This is a genomic window from Salegentibacter echinorum (assembly GCF_900129445.1).
GTDB classification, from domain to species: Bacteria; Bacteroidota; Bacteroidia; order Flavobacteriales; family Flavobacteriaceae; genus Salegentibacter; species Salegentibacter echinorum.
The window spans coordinates 271,602-293,103 of sequence record NZ_FQVT01000003.1 but is presented as its reverse complement, the minus strand read 5'-3'; the positions used below and the strand labels follow the sequence as shown (position 1 = coordinate 293,103).

The window sequence follows — 21,502 nt, the reverse complement described above, 5'->3', positions numbered from 1 at the left end:
TTCTAAGCTTTTAACTTAAAATAAAATGTACTTCCCACCCCGGGCTGACTATCTAACCAAATGGAACCTTCGTGCAGCAATACAATCTTTTCAACATGTGCCAATCCCACGCCGGTACCTTCATTTTCTTCTTCATTTCTAACGCGGTTAAAAATGGTAAAAATATTCTTCTGATCCTCTTTAGAGATTCCCATTCCATTATCCATAATAGCGAACACCCAATAATTACCTTCTTTATACGAGGAGATACGAATTTCAGGCGTTTTTTCCTTTGGCGTATATTTTATCGCATTACTTATAAGATTTTGAAAAAGCAACCTTAATTCAACTTCGTGTCCATTAATTTTAGGCATGGAACCGGCATATATTTTAGCTTTAGTATCCTTTATACGTTTTCCCAAATCATATTTTACAACCTCAATAACCTCCTGAATATTTACGAGACTCTTTTGTCCATTTCGTCCAATTCTAGAGTGCTCCAATAAAGCTTTTATTTGATCGGATAGCCTGGTAGAAGCCGTTTTAATGTATTGTATATAATCTTTCCCTTTTTGATCTAATTTATCACCGTACATTTTCCCCAAAACATCACTTCCAAATTTTATTGTAGATAGCGGTTCCTGTAAATCGTGGGAGCAAATGGAAACAAACTGTTCTAAATCTTTATTCGCACGTTCCAGGTCGTCATGTTGTTGCATCAACTTCATTTCAGCCTGCTTTATTTCTGAAATATCCACACAGGTATAGCGAATGTTAACGATTTTACCTTCTTCATCTCTTTCTGCCGTCGCATTTAAGATTACCGGTAATAAATCTCCGGAGGCAGTAAGCATGTCCTGTTCCATATTGGTAACCTGCCCGGTAGCTTTAAATTCTTTATTAGATTTTAAAGCGCGAATTTGAGACTCTTCATTGTACAGGTCGAAAATTGGTTTATCTATTAGTTCTTCCTTTGTTTCATACCCCAATTTTGTAACCGCTGTTTGGTTACATTGCATAATAAGCGAACTTTGGGAATCTACGCTAATATGAAGCACCGGATCTTCTTCGTAAAAAGATTTAAAGCGCTTCTCACTTGCAATTAGCTTCTCCTTAGAACGTTGTAATAAACCTACATCGATAAATGTTATCACCACACCGTTAATTTCCCCGTTAGAATCTATATAAGGAGAAATTCTACGTAAAAAGTAAGCACCTTCTTTGGCTTTAACCTGCTTTTCAAGGATTTTACCTGTTCTTAGTACACGTTTACAACGGGTAATAAGATTTTGCCTCCCCATGCTGGAAATAAAATGTTCTATAGGGCGACCCTCATCTGTAGAAATAAGGTTAAAATGTCGCTGTGTAGCCGGAGTGAATTTCCTAATACATAATTCTTTATCCAGAAAGATCACTCCCATCTCGGTACTTTCCAGCATATTGTTCATATCGGCATTTAAAGCAGCTAGATCTTCTACTTTCTGTAAATTTTCTGCATTTACAGTATTAATTTCCTCATTAACACTTTGCAGTTCTTCATTGGTACTTTGCAACTCTTCATTAGAAGCCAGTAACTCTTCGTTAGCAGCTTGTAATTCCTCGTTACTGGTTTCAATCTCTTCCAGGGAAGTATTTAATTCTTCTTTGGTTTCCCTTAATTCTTCCTCTAATTCTGAAACGTATTCCTTGGTCCTGTTAGATAAACTTAGCTTATCTACCGTTTTTACATCATCTATGCTTACATCCTTTTCAATAAAGGTGATGATAAAGTTTGGATCACCTTCATCAATTTTTTGCTGATAAGGTTTTACCAGAATATCTACAGCTCTTTGCTCCCCATTAATTTCAAAATTAGCATCTTCATAACGCAATTGTTCATTACTTTTCCGTGCTTTATTTAGCGTGCTTTGCACAACGTATTTAAGATCTGGCGCAAGCATTTCCAGTAAGTTAATCGAAAAGCCATTTACCGGCAAGTTTGCATACTTTCTAAATTCCCCAACGGCCTGTAGGATATTAAAAGTATGATCTACAAAAACACTGGCACCACCAAAGGTTTGTAAAATTGTGCTATTTAATTCTTCCTTTAATTTTAACTCTATAGGGTTTTTAGATTTCTTGGATATGGTTTTTTCCGGTTTTCTAATTTCTGCCGAAACTCCAAGATCTTGCGTTCTGGTAAGCTTACTGTTTAATCTCTTATTTGGATTAACATTTTTATAGATCTTTGTAGCGAGATCAATAGGCTTAAAGTTATCTTTTTGCGAACCTACATTTTCGCTTGTTCCCAAAACTAAAATTCCTTCTTTCTTTAACGCATAATGTAAAAAGTTTAAACTTTTATTTTGAATAGCGGGTTGAAAATAGATTAGAAGATTGCGACATACCACCATATCCATATTGCTAAAAGGCGGATTTTTAATGATATTATGGCGTGAAAAAACAACCATTCTACGCAGTTTATCAACTACTTTATAACCATTGGGACGACTGTAAAAATATTTTAATAATAAGTCTGCATCAATATCTGCAACAATACTTTCTGGATAGGTAGCTTCACTACCTATATCCAAATGTTTCTGCGAGATATCTGTAGCAAAAATTTTAAGATCAACACTTTTTTGCTGGCGTTCTATTTCTTCATTAATAAGCATGGCGAAAGAATAGGCTTCTTCCCCGCTACTACAGGCAACATCCCAAACTTTTAATACATCGCCATTCTTTTTCTTATCGACCATAGCAGGAATCACCTTATTCTTAAGAATGTTCCAAACATCCTTATCCCTAAAAAATTTGGTGACTCCAATTAGAAATTCCCTGTGCAGGATATCAACTTCTGCTTTATTATTTTTTAAAGTCTCAAAATAATGTGTTAGGTCCTTACATTTACAAACATTCATTCGCCTGGCAATTCTTCTAGCCAGGGTGGCGTGTTTGTATTCTCTAAAATCTAAACCCGTTCGTTCATCTATAAAACGCAAGATTTGCATTAATTGACTTTCGTCATAATTAAGGTCTCCGTCTTTAAAGTGAAAAACAGCCGGTGCATCTATAAAATTTTTCAGTTCGCCGGCCATCTCGTCTACCGGGATTACATAATCCACTAGTCCGGTATTAATCGCACTTTGCGGCATCCCGTCAAACTTTGCCTCCTCTGGTTCCTGCACCATAATCATCCCATCATTCTCCTTAATCGCTCTCACGCCGCGAGTGCCGTCACTGCCGGTACCACTTAGAATAACACCAATTGCCTGGTTCTGATTAAATTTTGCCAGGGATTCGAAAAACATATCAATTGGCAGATTAAGACTTTGATCTTTAGGTTTATCTACCAGCTTGAAACGACCATTTTCCAATAGTAAATTATTTACAGGTGGTATAAGGTAAATATGCCCCTGCTTAATTTTCGTGTTCTCTGTTATCTCTAAAATGGGCAAATTGGTATTTTTCTTTAATAACTCGCCCATCATGCTTTTATAGTCTGGAGAAAGATGCTGTATAACCACATAAGCATTTTTGTCAGTTTCAGGAATACTTTCAAAAAATAACTTTAACGCCTCCAAGCCTCCGGCACTGGCACCTACAGCCACAATACGTGGTTCTTCGGTTTTAAGCTGGTTCTCGAGCGCTGCTTTAGAAGGATAATTATTGGTCTTTGTCATTAAAGTAATTCAGTTAGGTTGAAATTAACAAAAATTGAAAAAACAAATATAAAAGTTAAACCACAAATCTATAGCCACTTTTGAAATATAAAATAACGCAATTTCAATAAATATAGTGTTTTTGAAAGTTTTTTACTTCAAATTCCGAAGCTTATAATTTAGTTTATTTACTTTTTGAAAAGTTAATTTTAACTGAATTTTTTATGATTCTGGTCTTTCAAGACTTATTGAATAAAAAACAAAGAAATTACAAAGACTTAGAACCTGATTTTTCTCATAGTTTTAAACGGGCAGTCCGCATAACTTTATATTCTAAGATTTAAACGATGAAAACCATTCTCATCCCAACCGATTTCTCTCTTAATGCGTGGAAAGCAACCATGTTTGCACTTCAAGTGTTTAAGGAGGAATTATGTGTCTTTTATTTCCTCCACGTTTGTGAGCCTTCAGCAAAAAACATTAAAGACGAGAATATTACTATTTCAAACCAGGCTAATTTGAAAAAGTTTATAACAAAGGTAAAAACGTACAATAAGAATGGAAATCACAAGTACAAAGCGATAATTAAGTTTGGTCAATTAAATAATAGCATAGATAAACTTCAGAAAGAAATCTTCTTTGATTTAATTGTCATGGGCACCAAAGGAGAAACGGATTCCCGGAATAGGTTTTTAGGCAAAAACAGCCTTAATATTGTGGAAGTTGTTAACTTTATTCCCGTTCTTTTGATCCCAGAAAAAGCTCAATTTATTCCATTCGAAAAAAAAGAAATTGTTTTTGCTACCCGTTATGAAAAAGAATTTTCTCCATATGAAATAAAATTTCTGAGAGATTTTTCAAGTTCGTGGAATGCCTGTATTCGAATTTTGTATGTTCAGGAGGAGGAAAAATTGAGTAAAAAACAGAAGGAACGTAAAGAAGAGCTTCATCTTCATCTTGGTAATTTACAACATAGTTTCCATACCTTAACCAATATTGAAGTACCCATAGGCATTCATTCTTTTTTACACAGCAGAAATAGTGACCTTCTTGTACTAAATCATCGCAGAAAAGGATTCTACCGAAGATTATTTTTAGGAAAATTATCTAAGAAAATAGACTCACAGTCTAAAATTCCTCTTCTATTTATGCCTTCTAAATAAATATTTAGCACCACTATTTTCCGGCAAAGAAACAAGATCGCTTTGCTGCAAGAAAAAAGAGAAAAGACTCAATTCTAACTAACTGAAAATCCTACTTTTTATAAGTAATATTCTTCAGCTAACTCTTTTTCGTGAAAATTTTAAACAGGAAGGAGGGCAATTATGAAATCGCTTTTAAGCTCTGCCACAAAAGTGAACACGCGCGCTAGTAAAGGTTTTATCAAACATATAATTTAGAGCTGGGACCATAAATATTTAAATTAAGCTTGATTTTTTAAAATTATAAAGGAAAATTTATTCAAAAATCTAACTAAAGAAGCCTTCAAATCACATAGTTACCGGGCACTTTGAACTGCTTAGCACTTTTTGCAATAGTAAAGTACTTCAAAAAATTCTTGAACCATGATTTCTACGAAATCCTTTTCGTAAAATATGGCGAAGATTTACTGCAATAATGGCAGTCATTTGTCAGACATTTTTAGTGATAACAAATAACTATTAAAGATAATTAATATCTATAACCCTGGAAGTTTTGAATTATGGTTTATTTATTTAACCAAATTAATTTCAAACTATAGAGCTAGTTACTTTTAAGAACACTATAGCTTCTTAGCAACTATATGCCCTAATTCGAGCTAAAAGCTGAAAGAATGAATATCTAAAGCCTGTTCTAGCCACTTTTTAGATTAGTTTAACCTTAATTTTTATAAGTTTTTTAAATTTTAAAGTAAATTGAAGTTTTTGGTATCAGGATAATGGGCAGCATAAGTCTAATGCTTGCATGGTCTTTGCACCAATTAGGTTGAGTTTAGAAAATAAATAAAAAAATAACCAAAAAATAAAGAATGAAAGTATTAGTAATTGGAGCAGGAAATATGGGACTTACTTACGCAGAAGGGATGGCAAAATCCAGTTTGCTTAATCATAGAAATCTCATGATTTTCGATAAATCGGCAGAAATAATAACTTCACTCAGTAATGTAGATCATTTTGATGTTTATGATGATATTGAAGAATGCCTGCCTAAGGCAGATATCGTTTTTATCGCCGTGAAGCCATATCACTGTGAGGGTCTATTCGAAGAGATTAAGCACCTCGTTAATGATCAACAGATATTTGTGTCGTTAATGGCGGGTGTTACCTTAGAAAAAATTCAGAATGGACTGGGAGTGAAAAAAGTTGTACGTTCTATGCCAAACCTTCCGGCTCAGGTTGGAAAAGGTGTAACCTCCTTTACAGAAGCCAAAGAAATTTCTCGCGTAGAATTACTTATGGTAAGAAACTTACTGGATACCACAGGTGCCTCCATTCACGTAGAAAATGAGAACTTTATAGATGCATCCACCGGTATTTCTGGTAGCGGACCGGCTTATGTATTCTATTTTATGAACTCTATGCTAGAGGCGGCCCTTAAAATGGGATTCTCTAAAAATGATTCTAAAATATTAGTAACTCAAACATTTGAAGGTGCTGTGAAGTTATTTAACGAGTCCGATCTTTCGGCAAGTACCTGGATGGAGCGAGTAGCTTCAAAAGGAGGAACAACCCGGGCTGCGTTAGATTCTATGGACGAAAACAATGTTGAAGAATTAATTAAAGATGCTGCCTACGCTGCATTTGATAGAGCGGTGGAACTGGGTAAAGAGTAGTAAAAGACAAAAAGAAAGTTTAAACATAACTTTATAAAATGGAAAAAAAGAAAGTAGTAGTTAAAGTTGGAACCAATGTAATGACCAATAAGGACAATAGAATTTTAGGTCCCGTCCTTAAACATTTGGTGGAACAAATAGCTACATTATACGAAGAAGACGTAATGGTTGTTTTAGTATCTTCGGGTTCTGCCATTGCCGGTAAAGAAATCTTGGGAGATGTAAATATTGAAGACGCCTCCAAGAGAAGACAGGTTTTTTCGGCAGTAGGCCAACCTAGAATGATGCGTCACTATTACAGTATATTTCACGATTTTGGAATGCGATGTGCCCAGGTTTTAGCTACTAAAAGAGATTTTAGCCCGGGAATTCACCGGGAAAACATGATAAACTGTTACGAGTCTTTATTATCAGAAGGAATTATTCCTATTGCCAATGAGGATGATGCCGTATCGGTAACCATGTCTATGTTCTCAGATAATGATGAACTTGCCAGTCTTGTAGCCGAGCTTATTGGTGCAGACGCCCTAATTATTTTAAGTGATACCGATGGTTTATATACCGGTCACCCGGAAGATAATGATTCTGAAAAATTAAATAATGTTCAGGTAGATGAGAATGTTGAGAAATATGTAACAGAATCTGGCAAAGGTGAAGGTGAAGGCCGTGGTGGCATGGAGTCTAAAATTAAAATTGCCAAAGGTACAGCCGCTAAAGATATTCCAACATACATCGCTAACGGAAAACGAAGGAATGTTATTCTAGACATTGTTGCCGGTAAACCGGTTGGAACCAAATTTACTGCTTAAAATAAATAACCTCGCTGTATGTTCACGAGGTATTATGTAAGAGGATTTTATTGATTTTAAGTGAAACCTCAGAGTCCCGGTAAGTATTGGGACAAATCTCGATTATCGAGTAAGTTTAAAATAGAAGTTTAACCAAACTGAAAAGAAAAATAAAATATGAAATTGATAGATTCAAAAACCAGAAATAACGTCTTAAAATCCATGATGAATATCCTGGACAAACGACGTGATGAAATAGTTGCTGCCAATAAAAAAGACCTCGACGCTTTTGGTAAAGGAGATCAAGCTATGTATGATAGATTGATTGTAGATGACGCCAAAATAGACGATATGATTAGGTCTGTTAAAGAAGTTTTAGACCAGGAAGACCCTGTGGGGAAAACTATAGAGCACAGAAGATTAGATACTGGACTTGATATCACTAATAAAACAGCCCCTTTTGGAACAATCATGATTATTTATGAGTCTCGTCCCGATGTAACTATAGAGGCTGCTGTACTTGCCTTTAAAGCAAACAATAAAATTTATTTAAAAGGGGGTAAAGAGGCCAATAATTCAAATAAAATCCTGGAAGAATGCTGGCACGAAGCCTTGCAGGAGAATGGTCTTGAAAAAGACTGGATAGAACTCTTGCAAATGAGCAGACCAGAAACACAGGAGTTCTTTAAAAACCCTCCGCAGCACATAGATTTAGTAGTTCCAAGAGGTGGAGAAAAACTTATCGCATTTGTAAAAGAAAATGCTAAAGGAGCAGTTTTAGTAAGCGGACGCGGAAATAATTTCCTATATGTCTCTGATAAAGCCGATTTTGAAACTGCCAAAAAAGTGATGTTGAACGCCAAAATTGATAAAATTTCTGGTTGTAATGCTTTAGATAAGGTATTAATCGATAAAAACCTTCCCGATTTTGAGAAAAGGGTAAAGGAGCTACACGAGATGTTTAAGGAAAATAAAGTTCACGTTCAGGTAGATGATGACATTGCTAAAGTGATTCCTGAAGAAGAAAAAATACCTTCGGAAGATACCTGGTATGAAGAATTTCTAGCTATGAGAATTGTTTTTGGTGCTATTGATGGTCTTGATAAAGCAATCGAAAAAATAAACAAATACTCTGGTGGACATTCTTGTGCTATTATAACAAAGGACAATGATGAAGCCGCTAAATTTATGGAGCAGGTAGATAGTGCTGCTGTGTATCATAACGCTTCCACCCGATTTACCGATGGTGGACAAATGGGCGTTGGAGCAGAACTAGCTATTAGTACCGATAAGCTTCACCACCGTGGACCACTTGGCCTAAAACAATTGGTGACTAACAAATACTATGTGCTAGGTGAAGGCCACATTAGAGAATAAGCGATAATCGCAAACTTTTGAAAACCGCTGATAACCTCAGCGGTTTTTTTATTTCCAATATTTTGAAATTGAAACCTAATTTGAAATAATATCTAAAAACGATCGTAAGTAACCAGGGTAATTTGAAGTATAAAATAACTTTCATTAATGACGTGCGTTCGAAAATTAAAATAAGACTACTCTAAATAGAAATCCTATCCCTGTCTTATAATCAAGGATCAAGAAGACCAATAGAAAATTCTATCGATTTTTTTATTTCAAATCGAGTAATTCCTTTAAATTACCACGGCTAACCAACTTATCATAAATTTTCATGGAAATCCCTATTTTACAGGATATTGTTATCATTTTAGGTCTTTCGATTTTTATCATTCTTTTATTTCAAAAAATAAAAGTACCATCGATCCTGGGATTTCTTTTAGCTGGTATAATCGCTGGTCCATCTGCGTTTAATCTTATTAGCTCCTCACACGAAGTAGAATTACTTTCAGAAATAGGTATCATATTTTTGCTTTTTGTAATTGGAATAGAACTCTCGGTAAAAGAGCTCATTTCTATGCGAAAGACTGTACTTGTTGGGGGTGGGCTTCAGGTTGGTGGCACCATTCTCTTTACCAGTTTAATTGCTTATTTTTTGGGTATTCCGTTAAACTCGGCAGTGTTTTTAGGTTTTCTATTTTCATTAAGTAGTACCGCGATTGTTCTCAAGCTGCTCCAGGAACGGGGCGAAATAACTGCGCCACATGGGAGAATAGCGCTGGGTATCTTGATATTTCAGGATGTGATTGTGGTTCCCATGATGCTCTTCACCCCTATTTTGGCAGGACAGGCCGGCGACGTTTGGACAACCATTTTAATACTTATTGTGAAATTACTGGGCGTTGGAGTGGTGATATTTTTATTGGCAAAATATATAGTCCCCAAGATCTTTAGTATGGTGATAAAAACTAAAAGCAAAGAGCTTTTTATATTGACTACCGTGGTGTTTTGCTTTGCCATTGCCTGGCTCACCTCATCGGTTGGACTTTCTTTAGCTCTCGGAGCTTTTTTCGCCGGACTTATTATTTCTGAATCTGAATACAGCCACCAGGCTACTGCTAATGTGCTACCTTTTAGAGAGATCTTTATAAGCTTCTTCTTTATTTCAGTAGGAACACTACTCAACCTCAACTTTTTCTTTGAAAACATTTTAATTATCCTCGCCCTTGTAGTTGGTGTTGTACTGCTTAAGATGGTGGTAATGGGAATTACTGTAGCTCTTTTGAAATATCCACCCAGAACCATTTTTATGACCTTGTTTAGCCTTTTTCAAGTAGGGGAATTTTCTCTCTTGCTTTCTGGAGTTGGTCTGGATAATGGCCTTATCCCAGATAATATTTATCAATATTTCCTGGCCATTTCCATTATTAGTATGGGGCTTACCCCTTTTCTAATTGCCGCTGCGCCAAAACTGACTTATGCACTTTTAAAAGCACCCATTCCGCAAGGGGTTAAAAAAAGAATGAAAAGTGTAAAAAAACAGCAAAGTGCCGAAGAAACTAAAGAACGTAACCTGGAAGATCATCTAATCATCGTTGGCTATGGGATTAATGGAGAAAATATCGCCAAAGCCGCAAGAAATGCAGAAATTCCTTATGTAATTGTTGACACCGATCCCGATACTTTTAAAAAAGCCAAAAATAATGGAGAACCCGTAATTTTTGGAGATGCCACTAACTCTGTTATTCTACAAAGCCTTCATATTCATGAAGCCCGGGTGGTTGTAATTGCCATTTCAGATCCCGGTGCTACCAAAAAAATTATTAGTAGTGTTAGGACCTTTACACAAACTGCGTTTATTATTGTAAGGACGCGATACGTTCGGGAAATAGAAGAAAACTTAAAGTTAGGTGCCGATGAGGTTATTCCCGAAGAATTTGAAACCTCTATTGAAATATTTACCAGAGTTTTAAAAAATTACCTTATTCCATATAATGAGATTAGGGATTTTATCGCGAGCATTAGATCTTCAGATTATGAAATGCTCACCTCATTAAAAGGAAAACCGCATAAACCAACCTTGCAACATTTACATATTCCAAATAAAGAAATTGTAACCCTTAGCGTGCAACAAAATAATAGGAGTATCGTTGGAAAAAGCATTCAATCTTCGGGAATTGGCAAAAATTACAATGTTACTGTTTTAGCTATAAAACGGGACACACTTTATATTACCGAGATAGTTCCTTCAACAAAAATACACCAGGGAGATTTACTTTATCTCTTCGGAAATCCTTCTAATATTACTAAATTAAACGATATGCTGTCTTACTAACCAAAGCTTGTTTTAATTTCGATTTTAATTAAGCTGAAGTTTTTATAGGTTTAAAACTCTTAAATAGTATTAAAAATTGCTGAACTTCATCCTGGCTTATTGGTAGTATTGTCCTAATTAGATACCTTTATTACCTGAACAAAAGTTAAAAACTTATGGCTCCATTACCAGAAGATCTATTGCGTTATCGCAAGTTTATAGGTTTTATGCTGAAATACTGGAACAGCAATCTTTTTGCCAATACGGCATCCCAGGCTATGGATGAAACTTCCCCGGAAGATCCCGATACAGAATACAATCAAACTCCCGAAGAGTTAGTTGCGGATCTCAAGAAAATGGGACCTACCTATATCAAAATGGGACAATTACTTTCTACACGGCCAGACTTACTGCCAGATGCCTACCTAAAAGCTTTGGCAACTTTACAGGACGATGTAGCGCCAATCCCCTATGAAAAGATTCACGAAATTGTAGAAGAAGAAATTGGCACCCGAATTTCTAAAGCTTTTGAAAGTTTTGAAAAAGAGCCGCTAGCGAGTGCTTCCATTGGACAGGTTCATAGCGCAAGGCTAAGATCTGGAAAACCCGTAGCCGTAAAAATACAAAGACCGGGAATCAAGAAACAGTTTCTTGACGATCTTAATACGCTTCAGGAATTGGCAGAAATGGCGGTAAAGCATAGCCAAACAGCAAAAAAATATGCTTTTGATAAGGTATTAGCTGAATTAAGAAGAATTTTACTTCAGGAATTAGATTACATGAGAGAAGCACAAAATCTTGTCACCCTGGGCACAAATCTTAAAAACTTCAAACATCTTATAGTACCGCAACCAATTACAGATTACTGTGGCTCAAAAGTTTTGACCATGGAATTTATAAAAGGTCAAAAAATCACTTCCATTTCTCCTCTAAAGCAAATAGAATTAGATTATGCTCCCCTTGTAGATCAATTAGTTGAAGCCTATTTACAACAAATAATTAGTGATGGTTTTGTACACGCCGACCCTCATCCCGGGAATATCCAATTTACAACCAATGATCAAATTGCGCTTATAGACTTAGGAATGGTCGCTAAATTTACGCCCGCGATTAAGGATTTTATTTTGGAGTTGCTCATTGCTATAAGTAATGATAACGGCGAAGATACCGCACAGGTTTTAATCAAAATGAGCGAAATCACCGAAGAGGCCGATATCAAGCATTTCAAAAAGATGATCACAGATCTTATTATGGATAACCAATACAGTACTGCTAAAGATATGCAAACGGGAAGATTGCTTATTCAACTGAATAGCCTGGCAGCAAATGATGGAATCCATCTCCCCGTTGAAGTCAATATTTTAGGTAAGATATTACTCAATATGGACCAAATAATTGCGGTGCTTGATCCAGATTTTGATCTTCGCGTAGCGATAAAGAAACATTCCGCTAAAATGATGAGCGATAAGATGTACCGGGAATTGAAACCGGAACATTTTTTCACAGCCCTCCTCGCTTCCAAAAAGCTTGCAGAAAATTTACCGGAACGCTTAAATATCATTTCTGAAAATCTTGCTGAAAATAAATTTCAGCTAAAAATTGATGCTATAGATGAAGAGCGCGTAACCGATGGTTTTCAAAAAGTTGCCAATAGAATTACCCTGGGGCTCATTATTGCCGCGATGATTATTGGGGCAGCTATGCTTATGCAAGTACCTTCCAGTTTCACTATTTTGGGCTACCCCGGCCTGGCGATCATCTTTTTTATGCTTGCTGCCATTGGGGCTATTATCCTTAGTTATATTATAATTTTTCAAGACGAAAACCTTAATAACAAGAAATAAGTTTTTGAGATTCTATAATTCAGTGTAATTTTCAAGTCAGGAATAAAAACTAAAACTATATGGTCGCTTCTAATAATAAACTTGATTTTGTTAAGATAACCAGACCTCATAGGTTTTGAAGACCTGGGAGGTCTTTACTTTCGATGTCTATCCCTTTAAAAATAGGATAGGCAAATGATTACTATTTCACGATATACAAAAAACTAAACTATAATAACATGCAAAGAACGATTACTTCTCTTTTCTTATTACTATTTATGACTATTGGCTGGGGCCAAAATGTAGAAATTCCCATAGATACCACAGTCACTACCCAACACTCTGTAAAAATTAAAGGCAACAACCTTAAATATACCGCTACCACCGGGATGCAACCACTTTGGAATAAGGATGGCGAACCCATTGCCAGTCTTTTCTACACCTATTATAAAAAAAGCGATGTGAAAAACACCGAAAACCGACCCTTGGTTATTTCCTTTAACGGTGGGCCCGGCTCAGCTTCGGTTTGGATGCACGTGGCATACACCGGTCCAAGAGTGTTAAAAATTGATGATGAAGGTTTTCCTGTACAACCTTATGGCATTAAAGAAAATCCCCATTCAATTTTAGACGTGGCCGATATTGTGTATGTAAATCCTGTGAACACCGGTTATTCCAGACCAATTCCAGATAAAGATGGTAATGTAGATCGCGAGAAATTCTTTGGTGTAAATTCAGATATTAGTTATCTCGCAGAGTGGTTAAATACTTTTGTAAGTAGAAATGAACGTTGGCTCTCCCCTAAATATCTTATTGGAGAGAGTTATGGAACCACCCGGGTTTCCGGTTTGGCTTTAGAATTGCAAAACAGCCAGTGGATGTATCTTAACGGCGTTATTTTGGTTTCCCCAACCGGCCTGGGCGTAGATCGTGACGGCCCGGTAAGTGTTGCCAATAGATTACCATATTTTGCCGCTGCTGCCTGGTACCACAAAGCTTTACCCCCAAAACTTCAAAATATGGAATTGAAGGAGCTATTGGAAGAAGTTGAAAATTACAGCATAAGTCAATTATTGCCGGCGCTGGTAAAAGGTGGTTTTACTGCTGACCAGAAGAAAGAAGCAGTTGCAGAAAAAATGGCTTATTACTCCGGAATTTCCAAAGAAATATTTCTTCAAAATAACCTGGATTTAAGCTACCGTTACTTTTGGAAAGAATTAAAGCGAAAAGATGGATTTACCATTGGTCGGTTAGATTCGCGCTATCTTGGTATTGACGCCAAAGAAGCTGGAAATTCCCCAGATTATAACGCGGAATTAACTTCCTGGTTACATTCTTTCACGCCGGCCATAAACCATTACCTGCGGGAAGATCTCAACTTTAAAACCGATCTTAAATACTATATGTTTGGCCCGGTGCATCCCTGGGATAGAAGCGGTAATAATACCGGAGAAAATTTGCGGCAGGCGATGGCACAAAACCCCAATTTAGATGTGATGATACAATCTGGTTACTTTGATGGTGCTACGACCTATTTTAACGCAAAATATACGATGTGGCAACTGGACCCAAGTGGAAAGTTAAAAGACCGCTTAAGCTTTAAAGGATATGAAAGCGGACATATGATGTACCTTAGAGCCGAAGATTTGAAAAATGCCAACGATGATATTAGGGAATTCATAGAAAACAGCCTCCCTAAAGAAGGCGCTCCGGCGAAATATTAGAAAATATCTTGCTTCGGATTTCTTTTTAGAATCTAAAACCGCCCAAAACATAGGGCGGTTTTATTATTTGCTTTTATCCATTTAGCTTGACAAGATTCAATTATTGTTTATCATAATTATAATCAATAAAAGACACTTCGATAAACCAGGAAAAGCTTATTAAAAGTCAACATTTAAGAACTTCGACAGGCTCAGTTTGACATTGTACAGATCATATATTAAAGAGGAATTAGATGATAGCATAAGATCCTATTCCGTTTATTTCAACAAGAATGTTTTTAAATCTTTATAATTAGAAACTTCTACTACCTCTTTCTTCCTTGCCATGGTTTCTTTAATTTTCTGAGGAATTTTAATCTTTTTCTCAATAACTTCTTCCACAGTTTCTAAAAATTTCACGGGATGAGCCGTTTCTAAAAAGGTTCCAACAACATCTGGATTTTTCTTTAGATATTCCTGCAAGCCCAAGTAGCCAACAGCACCATGCGGATCCATCACATAGTTTGTTTCCTTTTCCACAGTTTTTATTGCTTGCCTTGTTTCTTCATCAGAAAAACTAAAAGAAGAAAGTTCTTGTGATAAATTGGAAAACTCGTGCTCAAATAATTCCAAAATCCGGACAAAATTACTGGGATTACCTACATCCATAGCATTAGAGATGGTTTGAACACTTTCTTTCGGCTCGTAATACTCAGAATTCAGATAACGGGTGACCACGTCATTTTCGTTATTAGCAGCGATAAAATGTGAGATTGGTAAGCCCATTTTCTTTGCAAGCATCCCGGCACAAATATTCCCAAAATTTCCACTTGGAACTGAAAAAGCCAGTTTCTGATCTTTACCTGCTAATTGTTTATAAGCCAAAAAATAATAAAACATTTGAGGCAACCACCTGGCAACATTTATAGAATTGGCCGAGGTTAACTGGCATTTTTCACTTATTTCGGTATCTGAAAATGCCTTTTTAACCATATCCTGACAGTCATCAAAATTTCCATCTACTTCTAATGCAGTAATATTCTGGCCTAAAGTAGTTAACTGTTTTTCCTGAATTTCACTTACTTTTCCTTTAGGGTATAAAATAACGACATCTATACCATCTACCCCAAGAAACCCATTAGCTACAGCGCCTCCCGTATCTCCCGAAGTTGCCACTAAAACCGTGATTTTCCCCAGGTTATTCTTCTTTACAAAATACCCCAGGCAACCGGCCATAAACCTTGCACCTACATCTTTAAAGGCAAGCGTTGGCCCGTGAAATAATTCTAACGTATTTATGTTTTTTGTGACATTCACCACAGGAAAATCAAAATCGAGGGTCTCCTGAATTATTTTTTTTAGACTGTCGTCATCTATTTCGGTCCCAATAAATGGTTTTATCGCTTCAAAAGCAATTTCTTCTTTGGAAAGATTGTTCAGCTTATCAAAAAATTCTGAAGGTAGCTTTGGAAGCTCTTCCGGGAAATACAGCGCTTTCCCGGGAGCCAAGCCTTTAATCACGGCCTCTTCAAAAGAAACGCGGTGTGACTTATCGTTTAAACTATAATATTTCATCTGTTTATATTTTAATCCCAACGAGGGAATTTGTCATAGTTTTATAATCTTCTTTCAGGTTAAAGCACCTTTATTCCTTCCGAATTTATTTTTGATAAATGAAGGTCGAAATCTATATTTTTATCTGCGTAGAATTCCTGAAACTCAGCTTTTAATTTCTCCGCGGTTTTATCTCCTTTACACATCGCAAAAACCGAAGGTCCCGAACCCGATATCCCAAAGCCTAAAGCGCCGTTCGCTGCAGATAAAGTCTTTAACTCATCGAAATACGGAATTAAAATAGAGCGCACCGGTTCTATAATTTCATCCTTTAAACTTCTTCCCAAAAGTTCATAATCTTTGGTATAAAGGGCGCTTACCAAAGCTGCCAAATTGCCCCATTGATTAATCGCTTTTTGCAATTCCAGGTTTTGCCGAATAATAGAACGAGAGTCTTTGGTTTTTAACTCAATTTGTGGATGCAAAATCAACATTCTTAATTCCGGTAAATTTGGTAAACTCAAAACCTCTAAGGGGTTGTAACTTTTTACCAAACTAAAACCACCCAGTAAAGCGGGCGCCACATTATCGGCGTGAGCATTCCCGCTGGCTAAGCGCTCCCCTTCCATTGCAAATTTTATCAATTCTATATTGGAAAATGGTGTGCCCAGCAATTTATTAATACCAAATACCGCTCCCGCAGCACTGGCAGCGCTGCTTCCAATGCCGCTTCCCGCTTTTATATTTTTTTCGATTTCAATATCAAAACCCTGGCTTTCCCCCAGTGCAGTTAAAAGTGCTTTGGCAGCAACCCCGGCTACATTTTTATCGGCCTCCATCGGTAAATCCTGACCGGTAATTTTAGAAATCCTTATTTGCTTTTTATCATTTTTCCTAATTAGCATTTCATCGCCCACGTTGTCTAAACAACAACCCAACACATCATAACCGCAAGAAAGGTTGGCTACGGTTGCCGGGGCAAATAATTTTATTTCTCTAAGCTTTTGATCTTTTTCCATAGCCTATTTTTTTCCTATTCTTATTACATCAGCAAAAATTCCTGAAGCGGTAACATCTGCTCCGGCTCCGGCACCTTTTACAATCAATGGCTGCTCGGGATAACGTTCAGTAAAGAATAATACAATATTATCGCTTCCGCTAAGGTTATAGAAAGGATGCTGAGCATCTACTTCCTGCAATCCAACCTTAGCTTTGCCATTTTCCAACTGGGCAACATACTTCAATTGTGCATTATTAGCTTCAGCCGATTTATATATTTCCTGAAATTTAGGTTCATCTTTCTTTAGCAGTGTAAAGAAATCTTCGTTATTGGTTGTCGCCAGGCTCTCTTCAGAAAGAAAATCTTCACTTTCAATATCTTCCAATTCCATTTGGTGACCACTCTCCCGCGCCAGGATTAAAATTTTACGCGCCACATCTACCCCACTCAGGTCTATTTTAGGATCTGGCTCTGTATAACCTTCTTCCATCGCCATTTCCACCGTTTTGTAAAATGGTTCTTCGCCTTTATAAGTATTAAAAACAAAGTTTAAACTACCGGAAAGGACGGCCTGTATTTTTGTAATTCGATCCCCTGAAGCCACCAGGTTTTTTAAAGTGTCTATAATTGGCAAGCCAGCACCCACATTAGTTTCGTATAAAAAAGAAGCGCCATATTCCCTGGCCAGGTTTTGTAGCTCTAAATAATTTTCAAAACTATCGGCACAGGCGATTTTGTTACAGGTTACTACAGAAACTGAGTTTGCCAAATATTCCCGGTACCATGCCGAAATATCTGCACTGGCGGTATTATCAACAAAAATGCTGTTTCTAAGGTTCAATTGGCTTACTTTTTTAAAGAACTCAGATTTATCGGCTTTTTCTCCATTTTCTAAGGCTTTTTCCCAATGTTGTAAGTCTATTCCTTTTTCATCAAAAACCATTTTACTTGAGTTTGAAAGTCCGTGCACCCTTACTTTTAACCTCAACTTTTCCAATAGGAATTTCTCCTGTTGTTTAAGTTGGTTTAAAAATTTTGCACCTACATTTCCCACTCCGGTAATAAACAGATTAAGTTCTTTAGAAGGCACTTCAAAAAACTGCTCATGCAAGGTATTTAAAGCTTTATGCACATCTTTTTTCGCGATTACTGCTGAAATATTCCTCTCGGAAGAACCTTGCGCAATAGCACGAATGTTTACGTTATTATTGCCCAATGCGCTAAACATTTTTCCGCTAAGTCCGTGGTGACTTTTCATCCTATCCCCCACAAGAGCCACAATAGCGACATCTTCTTCAATGGTTACCGGTTTAATTTTTTTATGTTCAATTTCAGCTTCAAAAGCAATATCGAGGGCTTCTTTGGCCAGTGAAGCTTCATCTTCTTCTACCGCCACGCAAATACTATGTTCTGAAGAGGCCTGGGTGATCAATACAACATTGATGTTTTCCTTAAACAGCACTTCAAAAAAACGTTTAGAAAAGCCGGGGATACCCACCATGCCACTTCCTTCAATATTAAGGAGTTTTATAGCATCTATATGCGTGATCCCGGTTACCCAGCGAAAGTTTTTTTCTGAAGATTTAGAAATTAAAGTCCCGACCTCTTCGGGTTTCATGGTGTTTTTTATCTGAATACTAATTTGTTTATCGAGCAATGGCTGAAGCGTAGGCGGATAAAGCACTTTTGCTCCAAAGTGAGATAACTCCATGGCTTCCTGGTAAGAAATATCTTTTAATGGATAAGCGTGCGGCACTATTTGAGGATTGGCAGTGTACATCCCATTTACATCGGTGTACACTAGCACCTGTGCCACATCTAGCGCTGCACTGTAAAGAGCTGCACTAAAATCTGAGCCACCGCGGCCTAAAGTACTTGGCACGCCCTGCTCATTGCGGGCTACAAAACCGGGTGCTAAAAATAACGAAGCATCAGTTTTGGAAAAATATTCTTTTATCCTGGCATAAGTCTGCGGATAATTTACCTGTACTTTCTTGTTATTGTTCTTACAAACCACAAGCTCGCGTGAATCTACCAATTGGGCATCTACTCCCAGGTTTTTAAAGTATTCAGCAATAATAAGTGAAGACAATATTTCTCCAAAACCGGAGACCACGTGCCGGGTTTTATTGGAAAGTTCATTCAGTAGAAAAACACCCTCATAAAGTGTTTCCAACCTATTAAGCTCTGTTTTTACCTTGCTTAAAATACCGCTTTGTGCACTTACCGGGATTAATTCTTTTACGGCTTCGAGGTGTCTTTTCTCGTTTTTGGCAAAAAGTTCTTTATAAGCTAAATCTTCCTGTGAAGCCAGGTTGGCCATTTCCAATAAATCGTTTGTAACACCGCCAAAGGCGGAAAAGATCACCAGGGTTTTATCTTGTTTTAGATGTTTTTGAACTGTTTTAGCTACTAATTTAATACGTTCTGGAGAAGCCAAAGAAGAGCCTCCAAATTTAAGGACTTTCATAAGTCTAAATGGTTAAAATTAAAATGAATTGTTTTAAAAAACAGGTGTGTATAGAAGCGCTATGTAGAATTATACCCCAAAAGGGGTAATACGAATAATAGTCATGCCATTAATGTTCAAACCAGCGATGTTTGAAATCAAATTAGCAATTATGTTTTGGGTGATCTTCATTTTTGACCTTATTCTGCTGATAAAAGTATATAATTTTAGCAGCAAAAAAAATAATATTGAAGATTTGAAGACAGAATTACGAATATCTGTTTTTGAAGCAAAAAAAATCCCCGATTGATAAATTAATCGGGGATTTCTTCTTTTTATTTCAACAAAAATTTAATTGAATATCCGTAAAATTTTATCGTTTATGAAATTAAGAGAGATCTCACAGGTTTTTGAAACCTGTGAGGTCTGGTGTAATAACGTTCACTTGGCGTAAAAATAAAAAACGATAAATAGAATTTGTACTAACACTCATCAAATCCTTAGAAAGAATAAAATTAGCAGCCTAAAATGTTTAAAGGTCATTTATATAGCTTCCGTAGAGATCTTTAAATTGTACTCCTTTAGAAAAACGGTGCTTGCTCAATTTTTTATATTCTACCAGGGCCCAAAGCAAAAATTCCTTTAAGAAATATGTATCTTCTTCTTTTGCTTCCGGTTGATATTTCCTAATCAACTCGTTAAGCGGGGTAACGGCATCTAAGCGCTCTTTATAATCAGCATCAGACAGGTCGTCTGATAGTTCAAAACCACTTTGTTCAAAAAACCATTCTACCAAATCATCATAAGGCGTGGTTTCATCTGGTCTTTGCAGTTTTTCTATTTTCGGAAAATAATTGGGAAATAAAGTTTTTACTGCATCGCCAATTAATTGTAAAGCGACACCGGCTGCTCCTTCTTCCTCCCCTTCGTAAACCAATTCCATTTTTCCCGTGATAGCTGGTACTATTCCAAGAAAATCTCCAAATCTGAGCAGAGTCTCTTTATCGTCAGATTTTAGGGTACGCCTTTCAGCTGTACTCAGTAAATTTTCGTAAGCGGTGATACTTAAACGGGCACTAATTCCGCTTTTTTCATCTATAAACTCACTTTCCCGTGCTTCAAAACTAATTTGCTCCAAAAGATCTTTGGCAAGTTCGGGAACGTGTACCAAATCACTTTGGCGATTATCTAATTTTGCTTCCTGGGCCGTAATGGTTTTTGCAATCTCAATAGAATCTGGGTAATGCGTAAGGATTTGCGAACCAATCCTGTCTTTTAAAGGGGTAACGATACTTCCACGGTTGGTATAATCTTCGGGGTTTGCGGTAAAGACAAATTGTAGATCTAACGGTAACCGTAATTTAAATCCGCGAATTTGAATATCCCCTTCCTGTAAAATATTAAATAATGCTACCTGGATTCTAGCTTGCAGGTCTGGCAATTCATTAATCACAAAAATACTTCTGTTAGCCCTGGGAATCATTCCAAAGTGTATGACGCGGTCATCGGCATAACTTAATTTTAGATTGGCCGCTTTTATAGGATCTACATCTCCAATTAAATCGGCCACGGTAACATCGGGGGTTGCCAGTTTTTCAAAAAACCTTTCTTCTCGATGCACCCACACAATAGGCGTTTCCTCTCCTTTTTCTTCAACAAATTCCCGTGCATACCGGGAAATAGGATTCAAAGGGTCATCATTAATCTCAGATCCCTGCACTACCGGCATATACTCATCTAAAAGATTAATCATTAACCTGGCCAGCCTGGTTTTTGCCTGGCCTCTTAACCCAAGTAAATTTATATTATGTCTTGACAAAATTGCCCTTTCCAACTCTGGGATCACACTATTTTCATACCCGTGTATCCCCGGAAAAGTGGGTTCGTTGTTCCTAATCTTTTCGATTAAATTCTCTCTTAGTTCTTCCTTAATACCACGACTTTTATATCCGGATTTTTTAAGTTCTCCAAGTGTTTTTATATTTTGTATTTTCATGTTTAATCTTTCTAACTGAATATTTTATTTAAAACTAAATCTATTATTATAATATTTCACGCTGAGCCCGCGAGGTTAATAACGCTA

At 36.7% G+C, this 21,502-nt stretch carries 12 protein-coding genes; 7 read left to right on the top strand and 5 right to left on the bottom strand.

Going from position 1 to position 21,502, the window contains the following annotated elements; translation table 11 throughout:
• Positions 1–2: 2 nt before the first annotated feature.
• Positions 3–3,641, bottom strand: a complete 3,639-nt coding sequence (locus BUA71_RS07270; RefSeq protein ID WP_072878211.1) for a CheR family methyltransferase — start codon at positions 3,639–3,641, stop codon at positions 3–5.
• A gap of 326 nt (positions 3,642–3,967) precedes the next feature.
• Here BUA71_RS07270 and BUA71_RS07265 point away from each other — a divergent pair, with 326 nt between their 5' ends.
• From BUA71_RS07265 to BUA71_RS07235, 7 genes are all read left to right on the top strand, one after another.
• Positions 3,968–4,783 carry a universal stress protein gene (locus tag BUA71_RS07265; RefSeq protein ID WP_072878209.1) on the top strand — a complete coding sequence of 272 codons (816 nt, stop codon included), beginning with the start codon at positions 3,968–3,970 and terminating at the stop codon, positions 4,781–4,783.
• 845 nt (positions 4,784–5,628) lie between these two features.
• Positions 5,629–6,432, top strand: a complete 804-nt coding sequence (gene proC, locus BUA71_RS07260) for a pyrroline-5-carboxylate reductase (protein ID WP_072878207.1) — start codon at positions 5,629–5,631, stop codon at positions 6,430–6,432.
• Positions 6,433–6,470: 38 nt separating this feature from the next.
• On the top strand, positions 6,471–7,241 hold the full coding sequence (gene proB, locus BUA71_RS07255; protein ID WP_072878205.1) for a glutamate 5-kinase: 771 nt from the start codon (positions 6,471–6,473) through the stop codon (positions 7,239–7,241).
• A 156-nt stretch (positions 7,242–7,397) separates the two neighbouring features.
• On the top strand, positions 7,398–8,597 hold the full coding sequence (locus BUA71_RS07250) for a glutamate-5-semialdehyde dehydrogenase (protein ID WP_072878203.1): 1,200 nt from the start codon (positions 7,398–7,400) through the stop codon (positions 8,595–8,597).
• A gap of 313 nt (positions 8,598–8,910) precedes the next feature.
• Positions 8,911–10,911: a monovalent cation:proton antiporter family protein gene (locus BUA71_RS07245; protein WP_072878201.1), complete on the top strand. Its 2,001-nt coding sequence runs from the start codon at positions 8,911–8,913 to the stop codon at positions 10,909–10,911.
• 155 nt (positions 10,912–11,066) lie between these two features.
• Entirely contained in the window at positions 11,067–12,734 is a 1,668-nt protein-coding gene (locus tag BUA71_RS07240) for an ABC1 kinase family protein (RefSeq protein WP_072878198.1), read from the top strand.
• Positions 12,735–12,952: 218 nt separating this feature from the next.
• Positions 12,953–14,437: a S10 family peptidase gene (locus tag BUA71_RS07235; protein ID WP_072878196.1), complete on the top strand. Its 1,485-nt coding sequence runs from the start codon at positions 12,953–12,955 to the stop codon at positions 14,435–14,437.
• 258 nt (positions 14,438–14,695) lie between these two features.
• Here BUA71_RS07235 and thrC read toward each other — a convergent pair whose 3' ends face one another.
• The 4 genes from thrC to BUA71_RS07215 form a co-directional block, all read right to left on the bottom strand.
• Entirely contained in the window at positions 14,696–15,991 is a 1,296-nt protein-coding gene (gene thrC, locus BUA71_RS07230; RefSeq protein ID WP_072878194.1) for a threonine synthase, read from the bottom strand.
• A gap of 59 nt (positions 15,992–16,050) precedes the next feature.
• Complete coding sequence (locus BUA71_RS07225; protein WP_072878192.1) at positions 16,051–16,989, bottom strand: homoserine kinase; 939 nt, start codon at positions 16,987–16,989, stop codon at positions 16,051–16,053.
• 3 nt (positions 16,990–16,992) lie between these two features.
• Positions 16,993–19,440, bottom strand: a complete 2,448-nt coding sequence (gene thrA, locus BUA71_RS07220; RefSeq protein WP_072878190.1) for a bifunctional aspartate kinase/homoserine dehydrogenase I — start codon at positions 19,438–19,440, stop codon at positions 16,993–16,995.
• Positions 19,441–19,951: 511 nt separating this feature from the next.
• Complete coding sequence (locus tag BUA71_RS07215; protein ID WP_072878188.1) at positions 19,952–21,415, bottom strand: magnesium chelatase; 1,464 nt, start codon at positions 21,413–21,415, stop codon at positions 19,952–19,954.
• Between the last annotated feature and the right edge of the window lie 87 nt (positions 21,416–21,502).

What these genes read in the sequence shown, in the direction of transcription:
- BUA71_RS07270 (WP_072878211.1), bottom strand. Translation starts at nt 3,641, where the DNA reads ATGACAAAGACCAATAATTATCCTTCTAAAGCAGCGCTCGAGAACCAG.
- proB (WP_072878205.1), top strand. Translation starts at nt 6,471, where the DNA reads ATGGAAAAAAAGAAAGTAGTAGTTAAAGTTGGAACCAATGTAATGACC.
- thrA (WP_072878190.1), bottom strand. Translation starts at nt 19,440, where the DNA reads ATGAAAGTCCTTAAATTTGGAGGCTCTTCTTTGGCTTCTCCAGAACGT.
- BUA71_RS07245 (WP_072878201.1), top strand. Translation starts at nt 8,911, where the DNA reads ATGGAAATCCCTATTTTACAGGATATTGTTATCATTTTAGGTCTTTCG.
- BUA71_RS07225 (WP_072878192.1), bottom strand. Translation starts at nt 16,989, where the DNA reads ATGGAAAAAGATCAAAAGCTTAGAGAAATAAAATTATTTGCCCCGGCA.
- thrC (WP_072878194.1), bottom strand. Translation starts at nt 15,991, where the DNA reads ATGAAATATTATAGTTTAAACGATAAGTCACACCGCGTTTCTTTTGAA.
- BUA71_RS07265 (WP_072878209.1), top strand. Translation starts at nt 3,968, where the DNA reads ATGAAAACCATTCTCATCCCAACCGATTTCTCTCTTAATGCGTGGAAA.
- proC (WP_072878207.1), top strand. Translation starts at nt 5,629, where the DNA reads ATGAAAGTATTAGTAATTGGAGCAGGAAATATGGGACTTACTTACGCA.
- BUA71_RS07240 (WP_072878198.1), top strand. Translation starts at nt 11,067, where the DNA reads ATGGCTCCATTACCAGAAGATCTATTGCGTTATCGCAAGTTTATAGGT.
- BUA71_RS07250 (WP_072878203.1), top strand. Translation starts at nt 7,398, where the DNA reads ATGAAATTGATAGATTCAAAAACCAGAAATAACGTCTTAAAATCCATG.
- BUA71_RS07215 (WP_072878188.1), bottom strand. Translation starts at nt 21,415, where the DNA reads ATGAAAATACAAAATATAAAAACACTTGGAGAACTTAAAAAATCCGGA.
- BUA71_RS07235 (WP_072878196.1), top strand. Translation starts at nt 12,953, where the DNA reads ATGCAAAGAACGATTACTTCTCTTTTCTTATTACTATTTATGACTATT.